This window comes from Rheinheimera faecalis, from assembly GCF_021290965.1.
GTDB lineage: Bacteria > Pseudomonadota > Gammaproteobacteria > Enterobacterales > Alteromonadaceae > Pararheinheimera > Pararheinheimera faecalis.
In genome coordinates this window covers 47,239-62,713 of sequence record NZ_JAJOYT010000006.1, presented here as the reverse complement: position 1 = coordinate 62,713, position 15,475 = coordinate 47,239, and the positions used below count along the sequence as shown (strand labels likewise).

General features: G+C 45.9%; 16 protein-coding genes. 5 read left to right on the top strand and 11 right to left on the bottom strand.

Going from position 1 to position 15,475, the window contains the following annotated elements; all coding sequences use genetic code 11:
- Together LSG34_RS12270 and LSG34_RS12265 are read left to right on the top strand one after the other, a co-directional pair.
- Entirely contained in the window at positions 1-489 is a 489-nt protein-coding gene (locus tag LSG34_RS12270) for a hypothetical protein (RefSeq protein ID WP_233009394.1), read from the top strand.
- On the top strand, positions 467-721 hold the full coding sequence (locus LSG34_RS12265; RefSeq protein ID WP_233009393.1) for a hypothetical protein: 255 nt from the start codon (positions 467-469) through the stop codon (positions 719-721). Before LSG34_RS12270 ends, LSG34_RS12265 begins: the two co-directional genes overlap by 23 nt.
- A 22-nt stretch (positions 722-743) precedes the next feature.
- Here LSG34_RS12265 and LSG34_RS12260 read toward each other — a convergent pair whose 3' ends face one another.
- Together LSG34_RS12260 and LSG34_RS12255 are read right to left on the bottom strand one after the other, a co-directional pair.
- The gene (locus LSG34_RS12260) at positions 744-1,961 is read right to left on the bottom strand and encodes a glycerophosphodiester phosphodiesterase family protein (RefSeq protein ID WP_233009392.1); all 1,218 of its coding nucleotides are present in this window, start codon (positions 1,959-1,961) and stop codon (positions 744-746) included.
- Positions 1,962-2,036: 75 nt separating this feature from the next.
- Entirely contained in the window at positions 2,037-2,915 is an 879-nt protein-coding gene (locus LSG34_RS12255) for a DMT family transporter (protein ID WP_269822885.1), read from the bottom strand.
- A gap of 278 nt (positions 2,916-3,193) precedes the next feature.
- Between LSG34_RS12255 and LSG34_RS12250 the strand changes: the two genes are divergently transcribed.
- The gene (locus LSG34_RS12250; RefSeq protein WP_233009390.1) at positions 3,194-4,156 is read left to right on the top strand and encodes a glycosyltransferase family 2 protein; all 963 of its coding nucleotides are present in this window, start codon (positions 3,194-3,196) and stop codon (positions 4,154-4,156) included.
- Between the two features lie 274 nt (positions 4,157-4,430).
- Here the strand turns inward: LSG34_RS12250 and LSG34_RS12245 are convergent, their stop codons facing one another.
- The 9 genes from LSG34_RS12245 to dkgB form a co-directional block, all read right to left on the bottom strand.
- Entirely contained in the window at positions 4,431-4,922 is a 492-nt protein-coding gene (locus tag LSG34_RS12245; protein WP_233009389.1) for a glutathione peroxidase, read from the bottom strand.
- A gap of 142 nt (positions 4,923-5,064) precedes the next feature.
- Positions 5,065-5,478 (bottom strand): ExbD/TolR family protein, encoded by a 414-nt coding sequence (locus LSG34_RS12240; RefSeq protein WP_233009388.1) that lies wholly within the window; start codon positions 5,476-5,478, stop codon positions 5,065-5,067.
- Complete coding sequence (locus tag LSG34_RS12235) at positions 5,479-6,207, bottom strand: MotA/TolQ/ExbB proton channel family protein (protein ID WP_233009387.1); 729 nt, start codon at positions 6,205-6,207, stop codon at positions 5,479-5,481.
- A gap of 10 nt (positions 6,208-6,217) precedes the next feature.
- Entirely contained in the window at positions 6,218-6,892 is a 675-nt protein-coding gene (locus LSG34_RS12230) for an energy transducer TonB (RefSeq protein ID WP_233009386.1), read from the bottom strand.
- The gene (locus LSG34_RS12225; protein ID WP_233009385.1) at positions 6,889-7,569 is read right to left on the bottom strand and encodes a Fe2+-dependent dioxygenase; all 681 of its coding nucleotides are present in this window, start codon (positions 7,567-7,569) and stop codon (positions 6,889-6,891) included. Before LSG34_RS12225 ends, LSG34_RS12230 begins: the two co-directional genes overlap by 4 nt.
- A 169-nt stretch (positions 7,570-7,738) precedes the next feature.
- Positions 7,739-10,087 (bottom strand): catecholate siderophore receptor Fiu, encoded by a 2,349-nt coding sequence (locus tag LSG34_RS12220; RefSeq protein WP_233009384.1) that lies wholly within the window; start codon positions 10,085-10,087, stop codon positions 7,739-7,741.
- 162 nt (positions 10,088-10,249) lie between these two features.
- Positions 10,250-10,849 (bottom strand): PepSY domain-containing protein, encoded by a 600-nt coding sequence (locus LSG34_RS12215; RefSeq protein WP_233009383.1) that lies wholly within the window; start codon positions 10,847-10,849, stop codon positions 10,250-10,252.
- Between the two features lie 57 nt (positions 10,850-10,906).
- Positions 10,907-11,812 carry a diguanylate cyclase domain-containing protein gene (locus LSG34_RS12210; RefSeq protein ID WP_233009382.1) on the bottom strand — a complete coding sequence of 302 codons (906 nt, stop codon included), beginning with the start codon at positions 11,810-11,812 and terminating at the stop codon, positions 10,907-10,909.
- Between the two features lie 252 nt (positions 11,813-12,064).
- Positions 12,065-12,880, bottom strand: coding sequence for a 2,5-didehydrogluconate reductase DkgB (gene dkgB / locus LSG34_RS12205; protein WP_233009381.1), 816 nt, complete (start codon positions 12,878-12,880; stop codon positions 12,065-12,067).
- A 109-nt stretch (positions 12,881-12,989) separates the two neighbouring features.
- Between dkgB and cobB the strand changes: the two genes are divergently transcribed.
- A complete protein-coding gene (cobB, locus tag LSG34_RS12200; protein ID WP_233009380.1) occupies positions 12,990-13,694 on the top strand; it encodes a Sir2 family NAD+-dependent deacetylase in 705 nt (234 codons plus the stop codon).
- 169 nt (positions 13,695-13,863) lie between these two features.
- Complete coding sequence (locus LSG34_RS12195) at positions 13,864-15,459, top strand: tyrosinase family protein (protein WP_233009379.1); 1,596 nt, start codon at positions 13,864-13,866, stop codon at positions 15,457-15,459.
- Positions 15,460-15,475 lie beyond the last annotated feature (16 nt).

Below are 15,475 nucleotides of genomic sequence, written 5' to 3'. Positions count from 1 at the left end.
ATGCAACATCGCGAAAGCTCTGAAGCTCCTGCGCAAAAACCAGGGCAGCCTGCACCGGCTGCCCTGAGTCAAAGCGCGGAACAGGCTTTGGATCAACTGGCACATCTGGCCGCTCTTGGTCATTCAGTCAAACAGGCTTACGCCGATCAGTTAAAACTGACAGGACAAATAGCTAAAGCAGAATGGCAACTTACCGGACGCAGCCTGACCATAGCTGCTGCTCTGGTGGTCTGTTTTGGCGCTGGTTTGATTTTGCTTTGGGGCAGTATTTTGTTGCTGCTGGGATATCTGTTATTTCAGTTAAGCAGCTCTGTGCTTATTACTGCTGCGGCTTTAGTGCTGTTGCAGTTTGGCTTATTGTTTTGGTGTTGGCGCAGCCTGGGTTATGTGTTGTCGCAAGTGGGCTTTTCAAATACCTTACAGCAATTACGTCTTTTGTTTTTTGCTGCCAAACCGGAGGACAAAAATGCTGATCCAACAGCTCATTAAAAAGCAGCAAGTAAAGCTGGCTGTCCTGACAGAACAAAGCCAGCTACAGCAACAGGAGCTGCTGCTCAGAAAACAGCAACTGTCGCAAAGTACGCTGGCATTTATAGGCTCTACACCCGGCTTGATATTGAGTTTTAGCGTGGGTTGTCTGTTTCAGCTGCGCCACAACAGCCTGGTCAAAACACTGCGCAGTGTGGTTGGCTTTCGCTGGATAGCTAAGCTGATAACTTAGACAGATAAAGCCCCTTGAAATCTTATGGCTTGCAGCTTTGCTGAAACAAAGCCCTGTTTTTTAAGGCTAAATCAGGGTAATCGGAAAACACGCCGTCTATGCCCTGTTTAAACAAAGCCTGCATTTCTTCGTCAAAGCTGAATGTAGTTTTGGCGTCTTTGGCCATTAAATAATTCGCTTCAGCCCTAAAGGTATAAGGGTGCACTTTTAAGCCCTGCTGCTGTGCAGCTTTGACAAATGGCTTTAAGGTCAGACTGTGTTTTTGATAAATACTGCTGCGCCATGGCCCTATACCAGCGGCGTAGCTGTGCACAAAACCAAGTCCTTTTTCATTCAGTAATGCGGAGTAATCCAGCGGTTTAGCTGCGGCAGATAAAAAGCCAGTGTCTTGCGGGTAAACCGCCTTTAAATCAGCACCTTGTTGCTGGTGATAAAACACATCATAAGGCACAGAGAAACTGTCTTTAGGTGGTAAATAGGCTTTGTCTGTATCACCTATCAGCTGAATAAGCGGAAACTTCAGGTTCAGCTTTGGCATCCACTGTTGTTTTAACTCCAGCAGATTTTGTACTTCAAACGACTGAATAAAAACCCGTGCCGGATCAGTAAAGTTTACTAGCTTTAATTCCTGGACCAGCTTTTTGCTGGTATCAAGCGCTATCGCTTTACCATCCAGAGTTTGGCCTTCATAACGAAAATAAGTCGGGTGTTTGGTTTCAATATAAAGCCCGACTTTACGGCCTGTATCGGCTTCAAACTGTTTTACCAGGCTGACAATCTCAGCCAAAGTAGCAATAGAGTATTGGTCGTTATGTTCAGCACCCTGAGGGCGCAGTGCTGGTAAAGGCTCACGGGCTTTCAGTTGTTTTATTTCAGCCAGAGTAAAGTCTTCGCTAAACCAGCCCGTAATAGGAATACCATCAATACGCTTGGTGGTTTTACGATCGGCAAACTGTGGTAATACTGCCACGTTGGTGGTATGAGTTAAGTCGTTTTCATGACGGCTGATAAGCACAGCATCTTTGGTCGGCACTAAATCCGGCTCGATAAAATCAGCGCCCATCCGCATCGCAAGTTGGTAAGCTTCCAGCGTGTGCTCAGGTAAGTGACCACTGGCTCCACGATGCGCTATTACTAGTGGTGGATTCAGACAGGCATCAGCTGCTATCGCAGCGAAAGGCAAAAAATTCAGAGCAAGAAGGCTCAGAGGCAGCAGAGAAAACCCTTTTTGTATCAGCATATTATTTATACCTTTTGCAAAAGTCTTATCCTAAGATGCCGCAATGACATTAGCATGACAATGGGTTCTGTTGTTTTACCAACGCCGCTCCTGTGCCCATAGATACAAACCACTGGCCATAATGACTCCGGCGCCAATCAGCAAAGATAAATCCGGATACAACTGCCACAACAAAATATCAAAACCTAAACCCCAAACCAGCGCCGTGTACTCAAAAGGTGCAATCACAGAAGCCGGAGCTAAACGAAAGGCTTCGGTAATAAACACCTGACCTATAGCACCACTTAACCCCATCAACGCAAATAACCACAGATGATCGGACGACAAGGCCACCCAGTCCGGATAAGCCAAAGCTCCGGCACCAACACCTATCATGGTCATCAGCCAAAACACCATATTGCCGCTATTGTCAGTACGGGATAACACCCGTACCGTAATAGCTGAGATGGCATAACAAAGCGCCGACACCAAAGCCGCCAGCGCGCCCAAACTCAGTAATTGATCGCCTTCAGGTTTGAGCATAAAGACTACCGCCAGCATGCCAATACCTATAGCCACCCATTGGCGTAATTGCACATGCTCCCCTAAAAACCAGACTGACATAGCGGTGATTAACAGTGGTGCAGCAAAAAAGATAGCGTAAGCGTCAGAGAGCGACAGGGTTTGAATGGCATAGACAAAAGCGGACAACATCACTATGCCAAGCACTGCCCTTAGCAGATGCAAAGACCAGCGTGAATTGAGTAAATGCTGCACTCTGTTGGTTGTTATTAACCAACACACTATTAATGGCCAGGCGAATAAAGCCCTCAAACTGGTAATTTGCATAGGGCCATAATGCTGCGTCAGCTGCTTCATGCAGGCATCCATAGCGCAAAACATGCCAACAGCCAGCAACATAAAGAGGATCCCTTTAGCGGGATGATCGGAAGCAGAGTGAGCAAGACTTTTCATAACCTTTAATAACAACCTGAACAGCAAAAAGAGGAGGCGTCAGTTTTTAGAAATCTTCAGGCTAAAGCAAGTGTAAAAGCAGTAAAAGTTAACACTGAAAAGGAAACTCTGAGATCTCAACGCTAGCATCAGATAAACAACGTCGATCTTTTCATCAAAAGCCCCTGAATGTAAGAAGTTTTAGGGCTTTAGTTACTAACTGTTACCCTTTCGTTTAAGACCCCTGCTGACTGATAAAATTGCGTTTTCTTTATCCCCGCTCAATGGGTATCCGGACTATGCAATCAGACACCCTATTATCTGTTATTGTCCCTTTCTACAATGTAGCTGGCTATTTACCGCAGTTACTCCACTCTATTGAAATGCAACTGATAGAAAGAGTGCAAGTGGTTTTAGTCTGTGACGGCGCATCCGACGGTAGCCTTGAACTTGCAAAGCAGCATATCGCAGCCTCTGCTATGCCACAACTCTACCTGCTGCTGAGCCAACAAAATGCCGGTGTCAGTGTGGCGAGAAACAACGGCATCAAGCATGCAACTGGCGACTATATTGGTTTTATTGATGCAGACGATTTAATGCTGCCGGGTTATATCCAGGCTGTATTGGAGGTTATTCACAAGCATCAGCCGGACCTGATTGAACTGGGTTATAAACGCTTTACTGATAGCTGTGTACTAAATGATGCCAAACCCCGTTATCTGCATCGCAGTTCAGGCTGGCTACAAAAAGACAAAGCAGTCGCAGAGGTCTTTAAAGTAAACCAGTGGTTTCCGTGGCTAAGAGTTTATCGCAAAAAAATGGTATCTGATTTCCAGTTCCCTGCTGGTATCGCCTTTTGTGAGGATGTGATGGCTATACCCGCTTTGTATCAGGCGGCGGAGCGCTTGTATCATTTGCGTTTACCACTTTATGGGTACCGTGAGCATCAGGCCAGTGCGTCTTTTAATGTCAAAGCTGAGCATCAGCAGCAATTACAACATTTTTTCACAGAGTTACAGCAACAACAGGCTTATCCTGCTTTGCGTCCATTGTGGCGGCATATCTTATTGTTCCATTTAGCCTATTTGCTTTTTAAATTGCAGCTGGATAATAAAGATCTACATAGTTTCCCATACAAGCTGGATCAGCACTTCAAAACACTTATCCGCAGATGCTGGTGGCTACCGCATTTTTCAGTACGAAAAAAATTACAGCTGGCTTTTGCGCCCTACTTTTTTAACAAAAGTAGGACTAAAAGCTAAAAAGTACAGTCATGATAAAGCCAGAAGAAGCTTTGCTTTTATTGTTTTAAATCAAGGCACAGCTGTTAGAACAAGCGCACACTTTGCTTCGTTCTCACAGTACGACGCACAGGTTGCAAAAAAGACAGGTCTTTGCGTAACCGATCCCAGCCTTGTGTACTTTGCGCCTGCAGGCTTTATGCCTGCGGGCTTTTTTTGAATGCTAAATGGGTTTAAACGCAAAAACGGACGACCATAAAGGTCGTCCCTACAATCTACCGTTCATTCACAGAGCTTATTTTTCCGCTAAAGCTTGTTGAATTTCAGTTTCTAAATCTTCAGGTTTGGTTAGTGGAGCTGCACGTAAAATCGCCTTACCGTCACGGCCGATCAGAAATTTAGTGAAGTTCCATTTGATAGATTCTGAGCCCAATAAACCTGGTTTTTGTTGTTTCAGGTTTTTAAATAAAGGCGAAGCATCCGGACCGTTAACATCAACTTTGGCGAACATTGGGAAAGACACACCATAGTTCAATTCACAAAACTCACTGATTTCGTTTTCATTGCCCTGCTCTTGCTTACCAAACTGGTTGCAAGGGAAACCTAAAATCTCCAGGCCCTGATCTTTGTACTTCTTATACAGCTCTTCTAGGCCTTTGTACTGCGGCGTAAAACCACATTTGCTGGCGGTATTCACAATCAGCAGCACTTTGCCCTGATAGTCTTTTAACTCGACCTGCTGGCCTTTGATGTTGGTGACTGCTAAATCAAAAATTGGGTTCAACATTGGATGTTCCTCTGTAGCGCCCTGATGTTCGGGCTACACTGTTCGACTGAAAGTGCAAACATAATGCCTAACAATTAAATTGCATGCAATTTAATTTTATCGATGTAGCTTATGCAAAAAACCGAACAGCAAAACAACCCGCTTAGCTGGCTGGTTCGCTGATAAAGCCTAACTTTAATAAACCCGATTGCTGCACAGCCGCCATAGTTTTGAGTACATGTTCATAAGGCGCGGCTTTATCACCCCGTATATGCACTTCAGGTTGCGGCTGCTTTTGCGCTTGTTCAGCGAGTTTTAGCTCGAGCGCAGCAGCATCAATAGCCGTATCGTCCCAAAATACAACACCATCTGCTTTGACTGTTAAAGTGACAGTTTGAGGTTTAATTTCCTGCTTTTCATTGCTGACACGAGGTAAATCTACCTTCACGCTGTGAGTCAACACCGGCACTGTGATAATAAAAATAATCAGCAGCACCAGCATCACATCGACCAGCGGTGTCATATTAATTTCGCTCATCACTTCATTGTCTGGATCAAAACCGCCACCAAAAGCCATTTATTTTGCCTCCTTTAATGGCACTACCACTTTGCTGCTTTTTGGCGCTGCGCCTGTCAGAAAATAGGCATGCAACTGATGAGCAAAACGATGCATTTTATTCAGCACATCTTTGTTACCACGCTGCAAAGCGTTGTAACCAAGCACAGCAGGAATAGCCACAGCCAGACCAAAAGCCGTCATGATCAGCGCTTCCCCAACAGGGCCAGCGACTTTGTCGATGCTGGCTTGTCCCGACACGCCAATACCCACCAGTGCATGATAAATACCCCAGACGGTGCCAAACAAACCGACAAAAGGCGCAGTTGAGCCGACAGACGCCAGAATGGCCAGACCCTTTTGCATCTGCTCAGCACTTTCATCTATGGCGCCGCGCAGGCAGGAGGTCAGCCACTCGGTTAAAGGTAAATTGCCATGTAAATCCTGCTGATGACTTTGGTGGTGATCCAAAGCTGCCTGGCCTTCATCAGCCATATAGCGAAACGGATTCATAGGTCCTGTTGCTGAATCGGCTGAACTTAAGATCCGCAAACCTTCGGTAAAACTGTGCGCATGCCAGAAATCATTGCTGGCTCTGCTAATACGTTTTAAGCGCCATAAACTGATGGCACGGATCACAATCACAGACCAGCTGGCGACAGACATCAGCAACAGCATCACAGCCACAGCTTTGATAACAAAGTCGCCTTGTGCCCAGAGTGCGGCAACGCCATAGGGATTTTCTTGCATGATTTACTCGCTAATGAATTGAATTTAAATTAAAAACTACAGGCTGTACAAACCAGTAATCTATCGGCTGGCCTAGTTTCAGCGCAGGTTGGTAAGTCCAGCCGCGCACTGCGTTTAATGCCGATTGATCCAGTCGTGCAAAACCCGAACTTTGTTTCAGTTTTAACTGCCCTACTTTGCCGTTTTTCAGCACCAACACCTGTAAATAGACTGTGCCCTGCTCTTTTAACCGGCGCGATAACATCGGATACAGAGGCGCTTTATTCAGTGCTTTATTGGCAGAGGCCACTGGTGGTGTTGCTTGAGGTTCAGGTTCTGATGCCTTAGCAGCAGCTTTGTTATTTGCCGCTTGCGCCACAGGTTCTGGTGCACTGACAGCTTTAGGTGAAGCTTCTGCCACTGGTGCTGGTTTTACCGGTGCTGGCTTTGGCTTAGCCACTGCTTTTTTCGCTTCAGCTTTTTTCTGTTTCAGCGGTTTGGGCTTTGGCTTTTTAACAGGTTCAGGCTGAACTGGCTTAGGTTTAGGTTTTTCTGGTTGTGGTGCTACAGGAGCCGGAATAATAACTCCTTCAATGGCTTTTTCGACCGCTTTGGCTTGAGGTTCACTGGTTTGACTGACCACAGCAGCAATTAAACTCAAATGCACCATCAGCACCATTAAAAACAACGAGACAGATCGTTTCACAGCTCAGCCCATAAACGCACTAAGTTATGGTAATGCCCGGTGAGCGCCAGCACTTCTGCCGTGTCGCCATGCTGTGAGCGTAGCTGTTGTATGGTTTGATCCAGTTCAAACAACATTGAACGCTGTTGATCGTTACGCACCATACTTTGGGTCCAGAAAAAGCTGCATACCCGCTCGCCACTGGTCACAGGCAATACCTGATGCAAACTGCTGGACGGGTATAAAATCAAATCTCCGGCAGGCAGTTTAATTTCATGCAAACCAAAGGTATCCATGATTTGCAATTCGCCGCCCTGATAGTCATCAGGCTCAGACAAAAATAAGGTCGAGGACAAATCTGTTCTTAAACTCAAACCAGAACCAGGCAAACCACGGATAGCACCGTCGATATGCAAACCATAATGTTCGCCGCCCTGATAGCTGTTAAATAAAGGAGGTACTGTGCGAAGCGGAATGGCAGCCGCCATAAAAAGCGGATGCTGATACAAGGCTTGTAAAATTACAGCCCCCAACTGTTTCGCCAGCGGGGATTCGATGGGTAACTGTTTATTTTGTTTAACCAAAGCACCTTGTGGCCCAACGGTAGCACGACCGTCAGTCCAGTCTGCTGCATCAAGTAATTGCCTGAACTCTGCCACCTGGGCTTTGCTTAGAACTTCCGGTATATGGATTAACATGCTGAAATCCTGCAAAGGGCCTCAATCAAGAGGCTTATACCCAAACTGCGTGATGTTGCAGGGCGGCGACAAGCTCGCAAGACCCCAGGAGCATAGAAGATCCTATGTGACTGGGGCGAGTGAGCGCAGTCAACAAAGCTGCAGCTTCACGCAGGAAGGGTATTGTTATTTAGAACTGTACATTGACACCCAAACGGAATGAACGTGGTGTGCCCAGATAATAACGCGAGCCACCATTGTTCAGAGCTGACATATACTCCTCATCTAACAGGTTATATACGTTCAACTGCACATCGACATAAGGAGTTACAGGGTAAGAAGCCATGGCATCTACCACCCAATATTCCGGTACTTCAACTACTGAAGTCTTCGCCAGATTTAAAGTAGTGCTGCTGGAACGGGATACGGTATCAACATAACGCACGCCGCCACCTAAGGTCAGGCCTATTGGCAACTCATAGGTATTCCATAAGGTGAAGGTCACTTCAGGTGTCCACTGGATCACACCGCCATCTGTAGGGTTGGTACCAGCCTGATTACCACGGCTAATTTCAGAGTCCATATAAGCGGCACCGGCACTGATTTGCCAGGCTGAGGTAATAGCACCCACTACACCTAACTCAATACCACGCACCTGACGCTCACCTACTTGCAGTGCAGTGCCATCCGGATCCGTGGCAATTTCGTTTTCGTTCGTGCTTTCAAACACTGCAGCTGTCACCGCCAGTTTGTTATCCAACAGATCCCACTTAGTACCCAACTCTAAATTGGTGCCTTTTTGTGGATCCAGATTTGGATTATTGATGTTGTTGGCTGTTGTGCTTAACGTAAAGTTAGCACCACCCGGTGGTAACTGGCTGGTGGCATAGGACAAATACACACTGCCGTTTGCTGCAGGTTTATATAAAGCACCCAGTTTGTAGCTGGCCAGATTGTCTGATGCTTCTACAGCAGAACCTAGCTTAGTGCCTACAGGAATATTCTGTGGTGTTGAGGTACCCTGAATAGTCACTATATCGGTTTCAGTTTTGTAGTGCTCAAAACGCGCACTGGCGTTTAATTGCCACTGCTCGTTTAAATGAATAGTATCAAGTAAGTAGATACCCGAAGTTAAAGTACTGCCATCAGTGCTGGCACCGGTATGCACCGGATTAACAAAAGCATCATCCGTACTTGGGTTGTACAAGTTAGCTGCCACCTGAGTCGTACCTGCAGGCAAAGCCAGGGTATTGTTACGCTGACTCTCATAAATAAACTCTATACCTGAACTGATATCGTGCGTAAGGCCAGCCACTTCTACAGAAGTTGTCAATTGGGTCTGGTTGGTTAAGATCTGGTTTTGCTGATCTTTACCCTGACGGCTGCGGGAAATGGTCCAGTCAGCAGGATCTGCGATAGCTACCGCAGCAGCACCAGTGCCCGTTGTCGTCGTAATGGCATTTACACCAGTCAGTAAATAATCCTGCGTGGATTGGCCAAAACGTGAGGTGTTACGGATAGTGGTTTTATCGCTTAAGTCATGCTCAATTTTGGCTGTGACCATAGTAGCTTTGACATCGTCAAAGTCATTTTTAGAACCGTAAAAATTGCTGGTATCCACAGGAGCCAATGTTTTACCGGCGTTAGGGCCACCATTAGGGAAATTTGTACTAGAGTCAGCATCAAAAGCAGCGTTGTAATAGCCTTCCAAACCTACAGTTGGAATACCACCGTCTGGCAGATTCTTTTGATCAACATGAAACAGGTTTAAATAAGCACGGGTTGTTGTGCCTAGACCTAAGGCCAAAGAAGTGGCAATACCGGTTTTGTCATCTTCCACTTCATCACGATCTACAACGCCTGAATCCTGTTTTAACAGGTTCACACGAATGGCTGAGGTATCAGATAACTGACGATTCAAATCGACAGTGGCTCTTTTGTGCGAGCCAGAACCTAAAGTCAGATTACCTGTAGTGAATTCTTCTTGTGTGGCTTGCTTGCTCGACAAGTTAATGTAGCCGGAAGAAGAACCACGACCATTATCAGCACCGGCAGGGCCTTTGGCGATTTCAACTTGTTCAGTATTAAAAGTATCACGGCTGATGGTGCCTAAATCACGGATACCATCGACAAAAATGCTGCCTTGGGTATCAAAACCACGCATAAAAATGGAATCACCAGTGGCGGTGTTACCATTTTCACCCATCAGCATAGTGATACCAGGTGTATTGCGTAAGGTATCGGACAAGGTGGTTGCAGCCTGTTGCTGGAACAACTCTTTTTTCACCACAACCAGAGTTTGTGGAGTGTTCACCAAAGGCTGAGTCAGCTTGGTTGAACTTGCTTTTTCAGCTTTGTATTTTGCTTCCACTGCATCTGCTGTAACAACCACAGCGTCCAGTTGAGTGTCATTTTGCGTTGCAGTATTTTGTTGATCAGCAGTTGCTGTTGCCGGTAACGCCAAAGCGAAAGCTGAAGCTAACAAAGTGGTATTAAAACGGGCCACCTGCTGATGCTTTTTAGCGGTGATAAAAGCCATCGAATAAAGTCCTTCTATGAAAATAGAGTGTTAACAACAAGGTTTTCGGTATCGGCGCTGATCCTGCTGCGCATGCTATCGAGAATCATTCTTGTTTGCAAACAATTTTCATTAAGATGGAACTTTTTTTAAATCTGCTACGGCCTAAGTACTAAGCAGTCTTTAACAACGACGGATCAGTAACCTGACACCCACTACTGTGGTCAACATGAGTAAGATTAAGCCAAGCACACCCAGTACCTGATCCAGAGTTTTTTGTCCTGTCCATTGCAGGTAATGAGCTTTGTACAAATTGTTAATTAATTCAGTATCTTTTCCTTGCTGTGACAGACTTAAGCTGGCCCAGTCCAGTTGGATCTGTACTCCGGTATCTGTGACAAAACCCTGCTCTGTTTTCAGCAGTTGTTCGCCATATCGCTTTGGATCAACACTGATTGCGTCTTTAACCAGCAGTTGTAAGTCATCAGCCGAAGGTTGGGGTCGCACTGTAAAATCCTTCGGGCTCAGTTGCTGCCAGCTGCCTGCCTGTTTCACCATCAAATGGGTGCCCAGCACAGTTTGTAGCAATTTGATTTCCTGCCACTCTGGTTGCGGCTTCAGCTGAATAGCAGTGTTGATGGGGTAAGTTTTAACAACAAGATAAGAGAACGCAGCCTGATAACCGGGCTTTATAAAAAATACTAAGCCAGTTAGAGCCCAGACAAAAAATGGCAGAATTAAACACCAGCCTAAAATACGATGGATACGACGGGGTAAGGACATAAGAATACATAGCTCAACTGCATGAAAAACAAAAGTTTAACAGCAATAAGAACAAAGTTAACCGTAATTTTTCCCGCTTGAGTGTGGCAGGTCTGGTGCAGTGTAAAGCTGATTACCTCCTGCTTGTTTAGCCTTATACATAGCCCGGTCAGCCGCTGCTAACAAACAAGCCTGATCCTGACCATGCGCTGGAAATAAAGCTATACCTATGCTGGCGGAGAGTTGTAGCTGGTGCTGTTCAAATAAAAAAGGCTGCTGAAGTTTAGTTAAAAGATGCAGCAAGGTGCTGACTACGGCTGATGGCTCTGTCACCGCATCCATCACAATAACGAACTCGTCCCCGCCTAAACGGGCCACTGTGTCGGTTTCACGCACTGAATACAGCAGAAGCTCTGCTACTTTTTTCAGACACAAATCACCAGCGGCATGACCATACTGATCATTCACTTCTTTAAACTTATCTAAATCAACAAAACACAAAGCCAACATGCCTTGCTCACGCCGGGCGCGCGCTAATGACTGCTGCAACCGGTCGTCAAACAAGGCTCTGTTGGGTAATTGGGTGAGTGGATCGTAAAAGGCAATATGCTGCAACTGCTCTAACAGTTGTTTATGTTTGGTGATATCACGGGCTACAGCCACCCGCACCTTTTGATCTTCAGACCAACGAGCCGACCATTGGATATAAGCAATCTGTCCATCTTTACGGATATAACGATTTTCAAAATCAATTTTCTGATCACCAGCCATAATTTCGCTGGCAGCAAGCAAGGTGCGCTCCCTGTCGTCCGGGTGCACTAACTCAATCATAGGCCTGCCAATCATTTCGCTACTTTGATAACCAAAGATCCGCTCACAGCCGGAACTCAGATACAAAAAGTGGCCATTGGCATCCACTACACAAATAGCTTCAAGTAACTGATCGATATAATCACTTAACGAGGCTAACGACGGGCTTGGCATACAACTCCTGCTTGATTTGTTGAACTGCAATAACAAGTGCTATTACAAGCTCAACCAAAAATGACTCAAAGCCTTGTAACTATAGGTCAGCTTCAGTGCTCATACAGAGGAAAATAGCAGAGTAAAAATAAAGAAACAATGAATATGATAAAATTGAAACAAGAGTGAGAGTGAGAACCAAAGCTGATTAAAACAAAAGAGCCAGATCCGGCTCCTTTGTTGTGTCGTTAAAGGCTACTTTTGTACAAACGATTAATCCCAGTCAGGCGCAAAATCCGGATTGGCAAGGCGCTCGTTTCTGTCTAACCCAGACAATGCATTCATATTCCCAGCCGTTAGCTTCAGCTCTACAGCCGCTAAGTTTTGTGCCAGGTTAGCTCTTTTGGTCGATGATGGGATCACAACAAAACCCTGCTGTAATGACCAGGCTAATGCCACTTGTGCCGCTGTTACCTGATGCTCTGACGCTATTTGTTGTATCAAAGGCTCAGTCAAAACCTTGCCATAAGCTAAAGGCATATAAGCGGTAATTTGAATGCCCTGCTCCTTTGAATACTCCACCAGTTTGCGGTTTTGTAAAAACGGGTGCACTTCCACCTGATTGGTGGCTATCTCCGCCACACCCACTGCATCTATCGCAGCTTTAGTTTGCGCAATGGTGAAGTTGGATAAGCCCATCAGCCCAGTTAAGCCAGCTTGTTTAGCTTCAGCCAGAGCTTCCACATAAGACTGCACAAGAACAGCATCCGGCAAAGGCCAGTGCACTAAAGTTAAATCAACTTTATCCAGCTGCAACTTTTCCAGACTTTGTTCCAGACTGGCTTTAAGTTTGTTTTTGCTTAAAAACTCAGTCCAGATTTTTGTAGTGACAAAAAGCTCTTTGGCTTTTATACCGCTGTCGCGAATAGCGCGGCCTACGTCCTGCTCATTGCCATAAATCTGAGCTGTGTCTATATGGCGGTAACCCAGCTCTAAAGCGGTGATCACTGACTGATAGGCATCATCCCCTTTTAAACGAAAAGTACCGGCCCCTAACACAGGGATAGTGTTTGCAAGAATAGTGTTCATGATCTGGTTCTCCGTTGAAGTTGGCAGTAGCATACAACAAGCAAGGCTTTGAATAATCCAGGCCATCAACAAAACACTTTTGCTCTGACGGCAACAAAGGTTCTGATTTATGCGATTTAACAACATAGTTGTGCTGACAGGGGCTGGCGTATCTGCACAATCGGGTATTAAAACTTTTAGGGATAACAATGGCTTGTGGGAAAACCATCGGATAGAAGACGTCGCCACACCTGAAGGCTATCAACGCGACCCAGTCTTGGTACATCAGTTCTATAACCTGCGCCGTGCACAGTTATTGGACGCAAAACTAAAACCTAACGCGGCTCATTTGGCTCTGGCGCAGTTTGAACAGCAGCATAAAGCCAAAGGTGGCCGCTTTTTATTGATCACCCAAAATGTGGATAACCTGCACCAAAGGGCTGGATCAGAGCATGTTATTGCGATGCACGGTCAACTGCAAAAAGTGAAATGCCCTGTGACAGGCAAAAACCAAAGCTGGCTAAAAGATTTAACTGCCACTGACTTATGCCACTGTTGCAGAACACCACAGCCGCTTAGACCCGACATTGTATGGTTTGGTGAAATGCCTTATCAGATGGATGAATGTGTAGATGCGCTGATGCAGGCTGATTTATTTATTTCTATCGGCACTTCAGGCCAGGTTTATCCGGCTGCTGGTTTTGTACAAATAGCAGCAGAGTCAGGCGCTCATACGGTGGAGCTGAATATGGAAGCCACCCGTGGTGATTTCGCCGAAGGGTATTATGGTCCGGCCGCTAAAATAGTACCTGCTTACCTCGCCAAATTAAGCTGAAACTATTTTTCAGCTTCAGCTTCGTATCACCTCAGCTTACAACAACTGAAATAAATTCTTTCGCATTTGATTTATCAAAAAAAGGGACTATGGTTTTGTAGCCAATCCAGCTAATGTTTCTACGATAGAAACTTAAGCATCATGTTTACACTACAAAAAGGATCCTTGTATGCGTTCCGCTCTGCTCAAAAAATCACCTAACAAAAACAGAGGCCTGCAGCTGGCTTTGAGTATTCTGCTGCTGTACTGCACACAAGCTGTTGCTGACGGCTCTTATCGTATCAGCGTAAAAGATTTCTCCGCCGACGCTGCCAAGGTAAAAGCTCTGCGACAAGGTATAGAACGGATGAAAGCTGCGGGTCAGGCTAATCCAACCTCAGCTGATTTTCGCACCAGTTTTACCTACTGGGCTAATACCCATGGCTATTTCGGTACCGGGCCCCATGCAACCAATCTGCAGACTTACACAGAAGCCAGAATGCAGCGTTGCCTGAAGATCTACGATAAAGCGACCTGCAACTCATACTATGCTCATCTGGCCAATGTAACTGTGCCTGAAGATGGCTTTACCAAAGATGTTTGGGGCACCTGCCAGCATGGTACCTCTGAGTTTTTGCCATGGCACAGGATGTATTTGTATTTCTATGAAAAAACACTAAGAAAACATGTGGGTGATGCCGGTTTTTCATTGCCCTACTGGGATTATCTGCAAAATGTGACTCCTGATGCGAAACGCATGGAACTGCCGCTTCTGGTAAAAGGCCAGCAAGCCGGCTCTTTGTATGATCCATTTCGTACTCCAGGATTAAATGAAGGCACCACCTTCATGGACCCTGATGACGCCAGCGCAGCACAAGCATTTGAAAACAATACCTTTACTGGTTTCTCTGACAGCCTGCAAGGCCAGCCACACGGCACTATGCACTGTGCTGTAGGCAAAGTCTGCGGCATACCAAATATGGGTTTTGTGCCCGTTGCAGGTAACGATCCGGTATTTTATATGCACCACGCCAATATAGACCGCTTATGGCAGTGCTGGCTGAATAAAAAGGCAGCTGGAAAAACCATAGACTTGGCCTGGGCCAAAGCGAACTTAGGTATGCCAGAAAACTGGTTTAGCACCAGCTATAGCTTCGCCGATGAGAATGGTAACAAAGTCAGTATGACCATAGCCGATGTCTTTACTCCAGGGAAAATTCCGGTGCGTTACGACAAAGATATGAATTGCGCTGTTCAGCCTGGACAGAAACAAGAGCAACAACTACTGAGTCAGGCAGCCACAGCATTCAAAGCTCATGCTCCGGTCAACAGCAATAAAGTGGTGACGCTGCAAGGTTTAACCACCCAGGTGGCTTTGGATCCGCAGCAGCCAGCTCAGTTGAAGGCTGCAGAAAACATTTCAGCTCTGGCAGTACCTTCAGCCAATACCTATCTGATTTTACAAGGCGTAAAAATGCAGGGCATGCCTGCTGTTACTTACAAAGTCTATCTGAGCAGTGAAAAACAACCGAAGCAAAAGCTTTATGTAGCCACCATCAGTTACTTTGGCATTGGCGATCATGCACACGAAGGTCATGACACAGGTGATATGGGAACTTTGGTCTACACAGTAACAAAACAGGCCAGACAACTGGGCACTGCAGCGGCTGATCTGATGGTACATTTTGTACCTACAGACCACAGCGCAACCCCAGTGCAAGAAACCCTTTCAGACAGTGGCCTCACTGTCGAACAAATCCGACTGGAAACAGCACCAGCTAAGTAACACAGGTATCAGACAA

What these genes read in the sequence shown, in the direction of transcription:
- LSG34_RS12255 (WP_269822885.1), bottom strand. Translation starts at nt 2,915, where the DNA reads ATGAAAAGTCTTGCTCACTCTGCTTCCGATCATCCCGCTAAAGGGATC.
- LSG34_RS12215 (WP_233009383.1), bottom strand. Translation starts at nt 10,849, where the DNA reads ATGTCCTTACCCCGTCGTATCCATCGTATTTTAGGCTGGTGTTTAATT.
- LSG34_RS12265 (WP_233009393.1), top strand. Translation starts at nt 467, where the DNA reads ATGCTGATCCAACAGCTCATTAAAAAGCAGCAAGTAAAGCTGGCTGTC.
- LSG34_RS12235 (WP_233009387.1), bottom strand. Translation starts at nt 6,207, where the DNA reads ATGCAAGAAAATCCCTATGGCGTTGCCGCACTCTGGGCACAAGGCGAC.
- LSG34_RS12250 (WP_233009390.1), top strand. Translation starts at nt 3,194, where the DNA reads ATGCAATCAGACACCCTATTATCTGTTATTGTCCCTTTCTACAATGTA.
- LSG34_RS12220 (WP_233009384.1), bottom strand. Translation starts at nt 10,087, where the DNA reads ATGGCTTTTATCACCGCTAAAAAGCATCAGCAGGTGGCCCGTTTTAAT.
- LSG34_RS12245 (WP_233009389.1), bottom strand. Translation starts at nt 4,922, where the DNA reads ATGTTGAACCCAATTTTTGATTTAGCAGTCACCAACATCAAAGGCCAG.
- dkgB (WP_233009381.1), bottom strand. Translation starts at nt 12,880, where the DNA reads ATGAACACTATTCTTGCAAACACTATCCCTGTGTTAGGGGCCGGTACT.
- LSG34_RS12270 (WP_233009394.1), top strand. Translation starts at nt 1, where the DNA reads ATGCAACATCGCGAAAGCTCTGAAGCTCCTGCGCAAAAACCAGGGCAG.
- LSG34_RS12225 (WP_233009385.1), bottom strand. Translation starts at nt 7,569, where the DNA reads ATGTTAATCCATATACCGGAAGTTCTAAGCAAAGCCCAGGTGGCAGAG.
- LSG34_RS12210 (WP_233009382.1), bottom strand. Translation starts at nt 11,812, where the DNA reads ATGCCAAGCCCGTCGTTAGCCTCGTTAAGTGATTATATCGATCAGTTA.
- cobB (WP_233009380.1), top strand. Translation starts at nt 12,990, where the DNA reads ATGCGATTTAACAACATAGTTGTGCTGACAGGGGCTGGCGTATCTGCA.
- LSG34_RS12195 (WP_233009379.1), top strand. Translation starts at nt 13,864, where the DNA reads ATGCGTTCCGCTCTGCTCAAAAAATCACCTAACAAAAACAGAGGCCTG.
- LSG34_RS12240 (WP_233009388.1), bottom strand. Translation starts at nt 5,478, where the DNA reads ATGGCTTTTGGTGGCGGTTTTGATCCAGACAATGAAGTGATGAGCGAA.
- LSG34_RS12260 (WP_233009392.1), bottom strand. Translation starts at nt 1,961, where the DNA reads ATGCTGATACAAAAAGGGTTTTCTCTGCTGCCTCTGAGCCTTCTTGCT.